We start from the raw sequence: 14,642 nt of genomic DNA, 5'->3' as shown, positions 1-14,642 counted from the left end.
CGCTATTGCTTATTCTTTTTACGGAATCTGTTTATCTACCTTTTTCAGCAATCCTTTCAATGCTTCTTTCTGAGCATCGCTCACATCCAGCGGATGGCGATAGCCGATGTTTTCCACCGCGCGGGTATATAGCGCCACCAGCCAGTCATAGACGTAAAGCGTATTGCCGCGCGCAGGTTGTTCACCTAAGCGCACCAGGCGGGTGCTGGCTGTAGCCTGTTTTTGTGGTGCAAATACAGGTGAGCCTTTATTTACCCGACTTGCCGGGCGCAAAGCTGGATCAACATGGGCATAACCCAACCAGCTAACAAAATCGCCTAATACGGCTGTCACACAGGTGATTTCCTGCGCCATGCTGCCATCACCGTGGCGCAATGCCGACTCTAGCTGTTCAGGTAATTTCAGACGATAACTGGCGACAATCAACAATTGGCAAAGTGCCTGAAGTTGAGTGTTATCAAGCCCGGAAAGATGAGCAACCTCGTGGCGAGTTGTCAACTGACGCAAATGATTAATCCACAACAGATGTACTACGGTGGCAAAACTGTCGGGGCTGCGCGTTTGCGTTTCGCTGCTGTCTACGTCTGTAAACAGATCGATATCCAGATGGAAACCCGCTGGCTGCTGGCTACGTAATTGCTGGTGGCTTACCCAACGTTGCTGTAAGACATGGCGCTCCGGCAATAAGCTTGCCAGCAGTTCGCCATGTAGGGCCGCGTGGGATTGCAGCGCGCGCACCAGACCTTCAGCCTGAGAACGTGCGCTTTCCGGCGTGAGGTTTTCGTCTTCAATCATATGGGTGAATAGGGCGCTGACTTCCGCATTCAGCGCGGCCTGCAACATCTCAATACGCAGTGTCCGCTGTGCCGGAACCAGCGCATCGGCAAGCCACTCCAGTAAGCGGTGCATATTACGGCTATCCAGCGCTTGCAAAGTCCCCCAACGTTTACCCGGCAGACCTATAACACGTTGCACGCCTTCATCAAGGTTAGCGCCGCTAAAACGGGCATCGCGCGGAGTAATCGCCCAAATCAGACCTGGCGTTGTGGCATTACTGGCCTGGGTTTTATCGACCCAACGCGCCAGCATTTTACCAACTGCATTCACTTCCCGACGCTCGGCTGCCGCATTGCATACCACTAATTTATCGGGCTGTAGATATTGTGCATAATCATCAAGTTGCGCGAGGGGAATATCGACCACTTCAACCTGTGCCAGGCGTGGCTGGTAGTTGAGCGAAAGCGTGATTTCAGCGCTCAACTGCTGTAAATCCTGCTGAGCCAGGCTGGTCTGTGTCCCGGCTTGTTGATTGACCAGAGGGCAAACCAGCACGTCCGCATTCATTTCTGGTTCATCTGGCGTGGTGGGGATCAAGAAGCCTTCTACCGGAAGCAGGAAGGTATCCACCAGCAGGCTGGCGGGAGCTAAAACCTGATGGGCATAACCTAAATGATTCAACGTCTGTGCAAGATGCTGCCAGTGAGCGGTAATAGTGGCGTTATCTCCCCAGAGTGGTGCCAGCAATGTGGCTTGATCGGCGCAGCTCAGCCACGGCAGGAGCTCGGCCATTTGCTGCCACAGCGTGTTATCCAGATGATGTTGGCGGCGAACTACTTGCTGGTAAGTTTGTGCAATATCGGAGAAGTGCAGCTGTGTCAGCCCTGGCATCGGTTGTGCCTGGCGGCGAGACTGTAACTCTTTGAGCTTTAATGTGATCACCTCAGGCTGCGCAAAACGGGTAGCACTGTTGGTGTGATACTGGCGAATCATACGTTGGGCAAGCGTACTGGTACTGCACAGCGTAATGAGCAACGGATAATGTTCCGCAACCGGTAGTTCGCGGCGAGTAAAACGCACGGCAATACCTGGCGCATGCCCGGGGTTAATGTGCGTCAGATAATCCAGCACTTTTCCGCCGAGCATAATCTCGATACGTTCATGATTATCGCCCAGTAGCGTGGTCAATAGGTGATGCTTGCCCGCGATCGAGTGGCCGTATAAGCCAATTGTTAGCGGTTGCTCCGCCTGTAAGTCAAGCTGGTGCTGGCGCTGTTGGAGTGTGGCCAGTTTATGCAACAGCCCATCGGCTTCATTTTCCACCAGGGGAACAGTCTGGCGCGTCTGTTGTACCCAGTCCACTAAAGGGTGCAGCGTTGAGGTTATTGGATTCATTTTTGATACACGCTCCCGCTGTCAATCCAGTAATGGCTGGCTCCGCTGTAGCTTCCTGCCAGGGTATTCAATTTAAAACTGAGCTGGTTAAGTGGCACTTTGCTGCCATCCTGCAACCAGGCTTCCGCCAGCACAAAAGCATCGGCTTCGCGAGTTTGTTGCAGGCGTACATTTAGCACACCTTCACCGGCTATCTCTTTTGCCAACTGTGGTGAGTTTATCGCCAGTGTATACAGCGGCGTGGCAGGCCAGCGGGCATCATCAAGCTGGCGAAAACCGAGGCAAGCATTGCCGCGTAGCGGGAAATGCAGACGGGTATCGAGCGTTGACTTCGGATCGTCGAGATCGATATCGCGATACCAGACGTTTTTCTCAACCAATGTATTGTTGCCATCGAGCATGCCCAGATAGCGCACAGTGGAGTACGCCTGGATGTCAGAGGCTTTGAAATTAAAGCCTGGCAGGCGCAAGTCCATCGCCAGGCTGCACAGCATGGCACCAACAGCGGCAGTAGATTTCGGATTGCCAATACGGCCTTGTTGGCTAAATGGATACCATTCATGAGTCTGATAATTATCCAACCAGACTATGCGGTTCACTGGAACCGGTTGTTGGTAGCGCAATAATGCCTGCACGCCTGGCAAGCAGGCCGGACGCCCGGTGACCAACAGCACATCGCAGCAATAGTGACTTATCACTTCACACAGCGCCTGAAGCGGGGCGGTCAGAGTGAATTGCCCTGCAAGTAACGCCTCTTGTAGTGATGCCAGTTCAACCTGTAATGGCACGCTGAACAGATCAAACGCCGGAGCATCAGCAGGCAGCGCGTGCTGCACAGCCTGTTGAACATAATTAATCACGTTATCTGTTGGGCGTTGGGCCAACAGTTCGCCAAATGTTGCTTCAAGTGTTGCGTGGCGATCGTCGGGATCGCTATTTTCCCAGTAAGACAGCACTGCGTGCCCAAGAGGGATAAACAGTTGCAGCGCGGTTTGTTGGCGCAGCGTACCTCGCGTGTCCATGCGCCCGGACTCACCAAATAACGTGGTCATCAGTCCGGTGGTATCAACCACACCTGCCTGGTGAATTTGTGCCTGTAATGCAGGGAGCACACAGCGCTGGATAACATCCAGCAAAATGTCATCACCTGCGACTTTAAAGCCTTCGCGGAACAGTAAACGCGGAGCAATTTTCACATTGCTGCCGACACCATCATCAAGATGATACTGGGTGATAGCCATATCGGTCGTGCCACCACCGATATCAATGGATGCGACGCGCAGCGTTTTGCCCGGCAGTTCATCAGCGGCTAACTCGCGGTCAGGGCGAGCGAGGCTTTTAAAGAAGTTGCCCGTTTGCCCGGCATAGTTGACCAACGCTTCGTTATACAGCCACACCAGTTGCCCGCAAGTGGCTTCGTCCCACTCCATCTGGACATCGGGGACCGGGATGACACTTTTCTGGAAATCACGCTCGCTGGTGAAACCATCATCTGTCGGGTGCCATTCCATCGCTTTCCACACCAGCCCTACGGCTTCCTGCATTCGCTGGCGGAATATCTCACGCTCCTGTTTTGGCATCGCCGAAGGCAGTGTCAGGATCAGATGGCGTAGCTGACGTGGTGCATTGAGATGCCCCATACTCTGGCGCGAGCCGACGCTGTTAATCTGCATCAGCGCCTGTGCCAACAACTCACACAGCATCAGCGTCATTAACGAACTACGGCTGTACTGTGGCGAAAACACTGGCAGGCGGTCTTCCAGCGGTAAGGAGTAGAGCGGCTGCCCGTCGTCATTCATCAGATTCATCAGGGGATAAGCGGTCGCCAGTGGTTCACGCTGGGTTTTCACACCCATCTGGCTAAAACGCCAATCCTGGTTGGCCGGAGTTTCATCCCATAGATAACGGCGCGGGCTGGAGATGCCACTTGCGCCATCGGTCCCTAAACGGGCAGAAGCCATGCTGCGAGCTTCATCGCCAACGCGGGCAATCGATGGCCAGACAAACGCATCGTCACGGCCACTTTCCACCGAGAAATGCTGTTTGCCGAATTTAGCTTCAGAGAATTCGAGGCGGCTGGTAAACATCGCTTCGTTGATGGTTTGTGGTTCGCTGAGCGAGCGAATTTGCAGCTCGGCAGTCTGGCGCAGGCCATCATTGGCTTCGCCGTGGTCTTCAATCAATACGCCACAGGTGTGGGTATTGCCGACATCCAGCACCAGATCAACAGGGATCGCCGGGGCTTGCAGCGTGGCGGTGACAATTTTCACTTCTGGCACCGAAAGCTGTGCGCCGAGCATTTCGATAATATTGAGATAGTGCGCCTGGTACTCGAAGGTTTTCAGCGCGTTGCTGATTTCACGCTCTGTTCTGGATTCGTGGCGGGTGGCGAATTGCGTGAACACTTCACGCAGCCAGCCATCAACCCAGGTTTGATCGATAAAGTCGTTAATCTCTTCGTTGTGCCACGCGAGGGCAAAACGGGCTCCGTTACGGACATCATTTTGCGTGGGGGCCAAATGGGCCGCAGGGTTATCATCGGCCAGGATTTTTGTATCCAGTGCGATGGTAATGCGTACGGTGTTTCCAGCCGAGTCCGGTGTTTCAAGGCAACGAATCTGCACTCGTGCCCAGTTATCCGGGCCGCCCACAAAAGTACGTGGTGGGTTAAAACGCAGGAATGGCAGCGGCAGCCAGGTTTTATCCAGCAGTTTCAGGGAGTGGCCAAGCGTAATCGTGCTTTCCGGTTTCACTACCTCTGGAGCCGAGCCCTGCGAGCCTGGCAGAGTAAATTTGCCAGGTATCACATCGTAATCAAGGCGTAAAAGCGGGCCGTTCGCCGTTTTACGCACAAAGCGCCCGGTATGCGGAGCATTAGGCTGCGGAGCAAGGCCGAAATCCAGAAACTGAATGCCGCTGTCTTTAATGAGCGTCACGCTCGACTTATAGGGATACAGAGTGGCAAACATTGATTAATCACCCACTTTTTTAAATGTCACAGGAACCACGGTGTCCTCCTCGTAGCGCCCACTGCACTCGGCGACATCGTTCTCGCCAGGTTTGCAGGATATTTCCGGCAACGGATAACGTGAGCCATCGCTACAACGCGCATTGCCACGGGTTTTGATCATCAACGTACCGGACTGCATCAGCCCAGAGAATACTTCTGCTTTGCAGACAATATTGTCGCCATGAACCAGCCGCACATTGCCTTTGTTGTTGGCAATTTGATAACGCAGCGTAGGCGGTTTGCCAGTAATGGAATCTTTAACGTTGATGGCCACACGCCAGTTGCCGTTGAGGAATTTAGTCGAGCCAATTTTTAGCGAATCAGCCGGTAAAACTAGTGCGCCTTTAGGTATTTCAGCTGCCGGTGTTGTCGTTGTAACAGCAGCAGGTTCTGGTTCCGGCGCTGGTGGTTCAACGACCGCGGCTTGAGTGACAGGCAAAGTTGAAACATGGGCCACCGGTGCTGCCTGAATGGCTGCTGGAGCGATGGTCTGAGGTTTAACTTCCGCTTGTTTCTGAGCTAAAGGTTCGGCATGGGGTGCCGATACCAGATAATAAGAAAGTGGAGCAGCGATGCAGGCGATAATGGCGGCTGCGACAGGAAGCAACCAACGCTTCGGCTTTTTCGCGACGGGAGTTTCACGCACGACTTCAGGCTCTGGCGCTGATACCAATGGCTCATCATTTTGAACTGCCACAGGAGTGGGTGCCGCCACGGAATAGAGTGGCTCATCGGGCTCACTTAACACCACGACAGGTGGTGCAGCAGGCGGCGGTTCGGGCAGGAACTCAATAACCGGTTCGTGTTCTTCAGCAATGCGTAAGCAATCCAGTGGATCAGGACGGGCACTACTATTAAGCGTCACAAAACCCCAAAAAGTGATGACCGGTTTCCCGTCTACCAGATAAACATGCTGGCTACCCGGAAACTGCAATGTATTGGCGAGTAACGAGCCAAAAAGCTGGATGGACGTTTTTTCTGCTTGTTGGCAACGCTGAATCAGCGAGGCGATGTTGGCCTGGCAGTTATCGAGATAGCGCAGGGCTTTTTTACGTTGCTCATCACTGGCGGCAGCCCAACTGACAACGCTGCCTTCAAAGGGGGCGTACCAGTCAACACGATCGCCTTCATCGTTTGGTTGAGGTATCGCAAGGCTGTCGACCACCGCTTGCTGTTTGCGTAAGCGTAATGTTTCGCGAATTTGTAGCGCTGAGTCGAAAACCGTTTGCCCGTTTTCGCCTAGCGAAAGGAAGTCATCTAAGCATCCGCTGCGCAATAATGTTTTTGCCACGTCATCAATCCTGCTGTTTTCAGCTCCGCTTGAGCCATTTTCACACTTTCCATTTTACGGATTTCCGGCACAGGCAAACGGCGGAAGAGATGGCACTTTTTTCTAATTATCGGGCGATTGCACTTAAGTCTTTGGGGCGTTCGCAGGTTTTGTGCTACTGATTAAAGTCATCCCAAAATCAAAAGGGCGTTCAATCAATGTCAGAAACACTACCTTTATTGCTGGTTCAAATGGGCCATCCTCCCACTGATATTCGCGCAGCTGTTGGCGAACAGCCTGACTGGTTTAAAGCCGCATTAGGTGATGTTGGCCCAATTAAAGTTGTTTGCCCGTTCGAAGGTGAGCCACTGCCAGCAGCGGGTTCGTTTAGCGGTGCGGTGATTTCGGGTTCATGGGCGATGGTCACCGACCATGAAGAGTGGAGTGAGCGCACGGCCAACTGGTTGCGTGAGATTATCGGCGCGGGGGTTCCGGTATTAGGTGTCTGTTACGGGCACCAATTGATGGCATACGCGCTAGGCGGTGCGGTGGATTACCATCCGCAAGGCAGCGAAGTGGGGCAAATTGCCGTCAGCTTGAATGATGCAGCACTTCATGACCCGTTACTTGAAGGTTTGCCAACATCTTTTGATACGTTTTTAAGCCACGAGCAAAGCGTGCTCACGTTACCGTCATGTGCCGTGGTACTTGCAGCATCCAGTCACGATCCGCACCAAATTATCCGCTATTCATCGACTGCACTTTCGGTGCAATTCCACCCAGAATTTAGTGCGCCAGTGATGAATAAAATCATTACCAGCCGTAGTGAAAGAGTGGCGATGAAAGGCAAAGACCGTGATGCGTTATTAGCCGCAGTGAGCGATACGCCTTTTTCGCGTGCGATCTTACAGAGGTTTGTTGCGTCATTGTAAATGAATATAGTGGTGTATTGTGCTGCTGGTGGCGTAAAAATGCACGAATATCACTATTAATGAATAACCTGAGAGCCTTTTGTTATTTGTCAGAATTTAAGAGCTATGGTGTTATTGACGCTCAAAATTATAAGTTCACTTTTCATTTGGCAAGCATATAAAAGGCACAACTATGTCGACAGGGAAAACACTTCTCGCACTGTTGCTCAGCAGTTTCTTACCCGCAACGGCTGCATTGGCTGCAGCGAATAACACGCTAGTTTATTGTTCAGAGGCCTCACCAGAATCCTTCAACCCACAAATTGCCAGCTCCGGCCCTACGTTTGTTGCCAGTTCGCAAACGCTCTATAACCGCCTGGTTGAATTTCGCCCAAGCGACAACTTACCGGTTCCGTCACTGGCGACCGAATGGAAAATCAGCCCGGATGGTAAAACGTATACTTTTACCCTGCGTAAAGGCGTGAAGTTCAATAGCAATAAAGAGTTTAAGCCGACCCGCGATTTCAATGCTGACGATGTGGTTTTCTCAGTCATGCGCCAGAAGGACCCGAAAAACCCGTACCACAATGTGTCGCAGGCGACTTACGAATACTTCAATGATGTCGGACTCGATAAGCTGATAACCGAAGTTAAAAAGCTTGATGATAATCACGTTCAGTTCACCCTGAGTGAACCTAACGCGGCATTCCTCGCAGACTGGGGGATGGATTTCGCTTCAATTCTTTCAGCAGAATATGCTGATGCGATGCTAAAAGCGGGCACGCCTGAAAAAGTGGATACTGCGCCAATCGGCACAGGGCCGTTTGCGTTGCAGGAATATAAAGTAGATTCGTTGATTCGCTATGTCGCGAACCCGAACTACTGGAATGGTGAAGTGCCGACTAAACATCTGATCTTCTCCATTACACCAAACGTCCAGACGCGTATGGCAAAATTGCAGAAGAACGAATGCCAGATTATTCCAGCCCCGGCTCCGGTGCAGTTTGACGCTATTAAAGCCGACAAAGATCTGACTTTACACACGGTAGATGGCCTGAACGTCGGTTATCTGGCGTTTAACACCACCAAAAAGCCATTTGATAACGTGCTGGTACGCCAGGCGTTGAACTACGCCGTGGATAAACAAGCTATTATCAATGCGGTATTTATGGGGTCAGGTACGATTGCGAAATCCCCAATCCCGCCAACAATGTTGGGTTTCAATAAAGATCTCTACGATCGCACCTACAATCCTGAAAAGGCCAAAGCACTGTTAAAACAAGCAGGGCTTGAGAAAGGCTTCGATACGGATTTGTGGTCAATGCCGGTGCAGCGTCCATATAACCCGAACTCACGTCGTATCGCCGAGATGATTCAGCATGACTGGGCAAAAGTGGGTGTGAACGCGAAAATCGTCACCTTTGAGTGGGGCGAATACCTTTCAGGCATGCGTAAGGGCGAACACTCCTCCGCACTGTTTGGCTGGATGAGCGATAACGGCGACCCGGATAACTTCGCAGATACGCTGCTTGGTTGCGGCAGTATCAAGAGCGGCTCTAACGCAGCACGTTGGTGCGACAAAGATTACGATGCGTTAACCCAAAAAGCGAAACTGACCAGCGACCCGGCTGCGCGCGCTAAACTCTATGAGCAGGCGCAAGAAGTGTTCTACCAACAAGCCCCGTGGATACCACTGGCTAACGGTAAAACTTTCTACGCAACACGCAGTAATGTGACAGGTTATAGCGTTAGCCTGAATGGCAGTGATTTCTCGAAAGCGAAATTGAATTAATCTCAACTGACGCTTCCTGCTTTGGGAGGCGTCATATTTTGGACTCGGCAAAAACACAAACAAGGATGAAAAATGGTTACGTTCAAACCTATGTTAAGCCATGATTTTCTGGCATTTGTTGATTACTTCGTTGTGGATTATGCAAGTGAGATAGCCAGTAGTTATCGACTGTCGGAAGCGGATGCTTTGTTACAGGCACGACGTGAGACAGAGGCAAGTTTCCCGGACGGTGAAAAGAGTGCCGGACAGGTTGTGTTATGTATTACACAAACACACTTGGGTGAAGAACAGCATATTGGCTATCTATGGTATAAGCCGGACTCAGAACTAAAATCTATTTACATCAACGACTTTTATCTCTTTCCTCAGTTTCGTGGCCTGGGGCTGGGTAGTGAGGCGATGAAATGTCTGGAAGAGCAGCTAATTCAGCAAGGTTATAACCAGATCAAACTTCGGGTGGCTGCTGATAACCGCAGAGCCAGACAGGTCTATGAAACTAACGGTTTTGCTGTCACCGGTATCAATATGAACAAAATATTGGGTGTTTCTTCCCATCCTGCTTCTGAAGATTAATGGTATGGAATCATTTTTCTCCTCTATCGCAAACTGCCGCGTTCGCTGGCTGGATCTGCCCGGAACAGGAACGCCATTGGTGTTTGTTCACGGTCTTGGATGTGCTGCCTCTTATGAATACCCTCGAGTGGTTGCCGATAAAAACTTTTCCGGCAGAAGAGCGATTCTTATCGACCTTCCGGGTTACGGCTACAGCGAGAAACCTAAAGATTTCAGTTATTCCATTGCCGAGCAGGCTGCAGTCGTTGCCGAACTGATTTCCCATCTCAATCTGAAAAAGTTCTTTCTCTATGGCCACAGTATGGGAGGCAGTATCTGTATTGAGGCTTCTCAACGATTAGCCGAGGGTCTGTGCGCGTTGATTGTTTCTGAACCCAACTTCCATCCGGGAGGCGGATTTTTCAGCAAACAAATATGCAGCTATACAGAAGATAATTATGTCGCTCGCATCCATGCGTCTTTGGTTGCCGAAGAAACGGGCCCCTGGGCAGGAAGTTTATCGGTTGCCGCACCTTGGGCTATTTGGCGAGGGGCCGATAGCCTGATAACCGGAAATAACTGGTTTGAAATGTTCGCTCATCTGAAGATACCCAAAAACCTAATATTCGGTGAAAGCTCCTTGCCCGATAGCGATTTCACTAAAGTTCAAATCCTGAAAATCACGACTACAGTATTACCAGTCTGCGGGCATTCAATGTCGTGTGAAAATCCGTCTGCGTTGTCCCATGCTCTGGATGCGTTCTGCAAAATGCATGAGTGAGCGAGTAAGACGGTGATGCTTACCCTTGAAAAAATTGCTGCTGAGTCATAGCGATAGAGATAAATTTATTGATTCCTCACCTGAAAAGGTTAGGGTGTCGGTACAAAAATTAAGGAGATTGTTATGGCGCACCTTGAAGACGTAATTACCCGCGTAGACGCAGCGGTAACTGAAAATGTGATTGAGCATATGAATGAGTTGCTGATTGAACTGAGCGACGATGCTGAGTTAACCCGCGAAGACCGTTATGTGCAGCAGCAGCGTTTACGTAACGCCATTGCGCAGAAGGGCCATCATCACAAAGCGGAAGTGGAACAGCGCCGTGATGATTTAACTAAAGGCGGCACCATTATTTAAGTTTCAGAAAGTGTTATCACAAACCGCCTTCGTTGAAGGCGGCGTGATAAGAAACAAAGACGAAGAAGTTAAGCGGTTTTCACTTCCGGTTGCATATTCATCATACGGTTTAGCCACGGCACCATTGCGGCCATAATCAGCGCGATAACAAAGGTCGTGATGCCAATTTTGCTGAACACACCAGTATAAATCGGCAGCGTTTGCAGCGGATCGTTAAGGGATTCTGGCACTGCCGTGAAGGTGGCAACGTAGCCGCCAAGCAGGAAGGCCGCGGCCTGGGTCAGGAACCACATCCCGAGAATAAAGCCCATCATAGTTTGCGGCACCAGCGCTGCGACCATTGCTAAACCTAACGCGCTTATCATCAGTTCACCCAAACTCTGGAACAAATACACCAGCACGATAAACCAGGGTGAGGTCAGCCCTTGCGCGTCAGCAAACCACATACCAGCGGCGGCGGCAGTTAAAAAGCCTAACGAACACAGGAACATGCCGAGAGTGAATTTGGCAGGCATCGTCAGATCTTTGCCTTTGGCACCAAAACGGGTATACAGCGAAGCCAGAATAGGGCTGGCGACCACCACCCAGAATGGGTTCAGAGCCTGAAAACTAACGGGGTTGATAGTAAAACCGAGAATATCATGGCGCACGTTATTGATAGCAAAGAAGTTCAGCGATGTCGGCATCTGGGCATACAGAATGTAAAACAGTACCGCTTCAATCATCAGCACAAAAGCGACGTACATGCGGTTGCGATCGCTTTTGTTTTGCTTCGCGGCCTCACGGAAGAAGAGGAAAATCACGATAATGGACAGCACAATTAACACAATATTGGCCACTTTTACGTTATGCATCAGCCAGGCACAAACGTAAATCATCAGCACAGTTCCCGCTAAAACCAGCAGTAAGTTTTTGTAGCTCATCGGCTTGCTATCGGGTTCCGAGCCGATGTCGCGCACCATGCCACGGCAGCAGAAATAAACCAGCAATGCGAAGACTAAGCCAATGCCGCACAGGTTGTAGGTAACGGCGTAGCCATATTTGTTGGCAATGACGGGAGCAAGAGACAAAGACAACAAAGAACCGATGTTGATAGACATGTAAAAGAGGGTGAATGCGCCGTCCAGGCGGGGATCTTTTGGCGGATAACATTTCGAAAGCAGACTGGCCGGGTTGGCTTTAAATAGCCCGTTGCCCACCGCAATGGTGCCCAGGGCAATAAAGATCATATCAGGATTATGCAGCGACAAACCGGTCATAAAGTAGCCCAGCGCTAGTACCACGGCACCAAGAACCATCGTGCGTTTTGTTCCTAATAAATGATCGCCAACGTAACCACCGATTGAGATCAGCCCGTAAACCAGAGCGGCAAAGGCACCAAAGGTAACAAAGGCCTGTTCCTGTGAAAAACCGAGCTCTTTAACGAAGAAAACGGCCAGAATACCTTGCACGCCGTAGTATCCAAAACGCTCCCATAACTCAACAAAAAAAATCATAAAAAACGGTTTAGGTTGCTGCAATAAACCGGTAGAGGCGGGCTTATTCATGTTCGTTGGCCTTTAGACATTTTAAGGAAGTATAAGCAGCTATTGGCGCTATACCTAAGTTCTATCTGTGATGGAATCGTATTCTATTTTGCGCATCCGCATTCGGTGTTAATGCCGCATTTAAGACGATACTTAGGGTATTGTATGGTTAATTTGCTTTCCTGGTGGTTGATCACACTATCAAATCATGAGTATGGCATTTTTTATGTGAGCCGCGGTTATCCGCTCTACAAAACGACCGATTTATTAATAAACATAAGAAAATAATATGACATTGTTTATTTGCACCTTTCTGGATAAATAACTTAATCCTTCGCTCTATAAGAGTGCGAAAAATGAATGATGCGTTGTTAGGTATATTTAAATCTCTTAATTATCAGCGCCGTAAATACCTGGCACGCTAAATGCTTTATTGATCTCATCTTGTATACCAGATGGGATTCCAGTTTATGTCAGTAGCGACTTTGTCTGAATGGGTAGCCAGTTACCGCCAGCATCCGCAACAGCTTGTAGCGGCATATCAGCAATTAGATGCAGATTTATCCCGTGATGATAATGCCTGGATATATATTGCGACGCATGACGAAATCTATGCGCAATTAACCACGCTTTTTCAGGCGATTAATTCTGGTGAAAAACAAGCGACCGATTTTCCTTTATTAGGCGTGCCATTCGCGGCGAAAGATAATATTGATGTCGCCGGAATGCCCACCAGCGCTGCATGTCCTGCTTTTACCTACACACCAGCAAAAGATGCGACGGTAATCGCACGCCTGAAAGCGGCTGGTGCCATTGTGGTAGGTAAAACTAACCTCGACCAGTTCGCGACCGGGTTAGTCGGCACGCGTTCACCGTTTGGTGCGGTGAAAAATACCTTTAACCCGGAATATGTCAGCGGTGGCTCAAGCTCTGGCTCCGCATCCGTGGTGGCTCGCGGCCTGGTGTGCTTTGCGCTTGGAACTGATACCGCAGGCTCCGGGCGCGTCCCGGCTGGTTTTAACAATATCGTCGGCCTGAAACCGACCAAAGGTTGGATTTCTACCTCAGGCGTTGTCCCCGCGTGCCGCCTGAATGACTGTGTTTCGGTGTTCGCGTTAACCGTTGAAGATGCACAAACCATTGCCGCCGTTGCTGGTGGCTACGATCCACAAGATCCGTACTCCCGTTCAAACCCGCAAACTGCTCCGGCACGCTTTAGTGAAAAACTCCGTTTTGCCATTCCCGACCGTCTTGAATTTTTCGGCGACACCTTAAGCGAAAACGCATTCGCCAAAACCCTGGCGCGTCTGCAACAGCAAGGTGCGGAACTGGTGCCGATTGATTTCACGGCTTTTAACCAGTTGGCCCAGCAGCTTTATTACGGCGCGTGGGTGGCAGAGCGCACCGTGGCGGTTGGCGAGATTTTTAAAAACATGCCTGAAGTCATGGACCCAACCGTGCGCGGCATTGTGGCAAATGGCCTCAACTACACGGCCTGCGATGCCTGGCAGGCGGAATACACCCGCGCTGAGCTAGCGCAGAAAATCAACGCGCAGTTGAGCGAATTTGACGCGCTGGTGGTGCCAACGTCTCCGACCATTCACACCCTTGCTGAAATGGTGCAAGAACCGGTGCGCTACAACTCGCAGTTTGGCACTTACACCAACTTTACGAACCTGGCTGACCTTTGTGCTTTGGCACTGCCGGGTGATTTCCGCGCCGACGGAATCCCTGCCGGGATAACGCTTATCGCACCCGCATGGCATGACCAGGCGCTTAGCCACTTCGGGAAAAGCTGGCAGCAGGCGCTGAATTTGCCATTGGGCGCGACCGATAAAACGCTGCCTGCGAGTAATGCCGAAAAACCATCAGCCAATCACGTTCGCGTTGCTGTGGTGGGCGCACATCTGCGCGGAATGCCGCTTAACCACCAGCTCACCACTCGTAATGCGGTGTTTATCGAAGAATCGCACACCGCTGCCAATTACCGCCTCTACGCGCTTGCCAACACTCAGCCGCCGAAACCGGGCCTTGCACGTAGTTCCGAAGGGCAGCCGATTGCCGTGGAGCTTTGGGATATCCCGCTGGCGCGCTTTGGTGAGTTTGTGGCGGAAATCCCGGCCCCGCTGGGGATTGGCACATTGGCGCTTGAAGATGGTCGCAACGTGAAAGGGTTTATCTGCGAACCTGCAGCACTTTCAGATGCCACGGATATCACCGCGTGGGGCGGCTGGAAAGCCTGGCTTGCCCGCCACCATAGCGCTTAAGGAG

10 protein-coding genes are annotated in these 14,642 nt (G+C 51.0%); 6 read left to right on the top strand and 4 right to left on the bottom strand.

Going from position 1 to position 14,642, the window contains the following annotated elements:
• Nucleotides 1-18 precede the first annotated feature (18 nt).
• The 3 genes from LVQ76_RS07520 to LVQ76_RS07510 are packed head-to-tail and all read right to left on the bottom strand — an operon-like array spanning nucleotide 19 to nucleotide 6,473.
• Nucleotides 19-2,172, bottom strand: coding sequence for a virulence factor SrfC family protein (locus tag LVQ76_RS07520; RefSeq protein WP_232921327.1), 2,154 nt, complete (start codon nucleotides 2,170-2,172; stop codon nucleotides 19-21).
• Nucleotides 2,169-5,141 (bottom strand): virulence factor SrfB, encoded by a 2,973-nt coding sequence (locus LVQ76_RS07515; protein WP_232921326.1) that lies wholly within the window; start codon nucleotides 5,139-5,141, stop codon nucleotides 2,169-2,171. The genes LVQ76_RS07520 and LVQ76_RS07515 overlap by 4 nt, the downstream gene beginning before the upstream one ends.
• Nucleotides 5,142-5,144: 3 nt before the next feature.
• The gene (locus tag LVQ76_RS07510; RefSeq protein WP_232921325.1) at nucleotides 5,145-6,473 is read right to left on the bottom strand and encodes an SrfA family protein; all 1,329 of its coding nucleotides are present in this window, start codon (nucleotides 6,471-6,473) and stop codon (nucleotides 5,145-5,147) included.
• 197 nt (nucleotides 6,474-6,670) lie between these two features.
• Here LVQ76_RS07510 and LVQ76_RS07505 point away from each other — a divergent pair, with 197 nt between their 5' ends.
• The 5 genes from LVQ76_RS07505 to LVQ76_RS07485 all read left to right on the top strand — a co-directional run bounded on the left by LVQ76_RS07505 (nucleotide 6,671) and on the right by LVQ76_RS07485 (nucleotide 10,845).
• The gene (locus LVQ76_RS07505) at nucleotides 6,671-7,384 is read left to right on the top strand and encodes a glutamine amidotransferase (RefSeq protein ID WP_232921324.1); all 714 of its coding nucleotides are present in this window, start codon (nucleotides 6,671-6,673) and stop codon (nucleotides 7,382-7,384) included.
• A gap of 172 nt (nucleotides 7,385-7,556) precedes the next feature.
• Nucleotides 7,557-9,155: an ABC transporter substrate-binding protein gene (locus LVQ76_RS07500; RefSeq protein ID WP_232865845.1), complete on the top strand. Its 1,599-nt coding sequence runs from the start codon at nucleotides 7,557-7,559 to the stop codon at nucleotides 9,153-9,155.
• Between the two features lie 72 nt (nucleotides 9,156-9,227).
• A complete protein-coding gene (locus LVQ76_RS07495; protein ID WP_232865844.1) occupies nucleotides 9,228-9,728 on the top strand; it encodes a GNAT family N-acetyltransferase in 501 nt (166 codons plus the stop codon).
• A gap of 4 nt (nucleotides 9,729-9,732) precedes the next feature.
• Nucleotides 9,733-10,488, top strand: coding sequence for an alpha/beta fold hydrolase (locus LVQ76_RS07490; protein WP_232921323.1), 756 nt, complete (start codon nucleotides 9,733-9,735; stop codon nucleotides 10,486-10,488).
• Nucleotides 10,489-10,611: 123 nt separating this feature from the next.
• A complete protein-coding gene (locus LVQ76_RS07485) occupies nucleotides 10,612-10,845 on the top strand; it encodes a DUF2526 family protein (protein WP_232921322.1) in 234 nt (77 codons plus the stop codon).
• A 68-nt stretch (nucleotides 10,846-10,913) separates the two neighbouring features.
• On the opposite strand, the gene dtpB is transcribed toward LVQ76_RS07485, so the two are convergent.
• Nucleotides 10,914-12,392 (bottom strand): dipeptide/tripeptide permease DtpB, encoded by a 1,479-nt coding sequence (gene dtpB / locus LVQ76_RS07480; protein ID WP_232865841.1) that lies wholly within the window; start codon nucleotides 12,390-12,392, stop codon nucleotides 10,914-10,916.
• 449 nt (nucleotides 12,393-12,841) lie between these two features.
• On the opposite strand from dtpB, the gene atzF reads away from it, so the two are divergent.
• The gene (atzF, locus tag LVQ76_RS07475; protein WP_232921321.1) at nucleotides 12,842-14,638 is read left to right on the top strand and encodes an allophanate hydrolase; all 1,797 of its coding nucleotides are present in this window, start codon (nucleotides 12,842-12,844) and stop codon (nucleotides 14,636-14,638) included.
• Nucleotides 14,639-14,642 lie beyond the last annotated feature (4 nt).

Source organism: Buttiauxella cochleicola, assembly GCF_021283185.1.
Taxonomy (GTDB): domain Bacteria; phylum Pseudomonadota; class Gammaproteobacteria; order Enterobacterales; family Enterobacteriaceae; genus Buttiauxella; species Buttiauxella massiliensis.
Note: the sequence above shows the minus strand (reverse complement) of the source record. Positions and strands in the feature narration are given on the sequence as shown.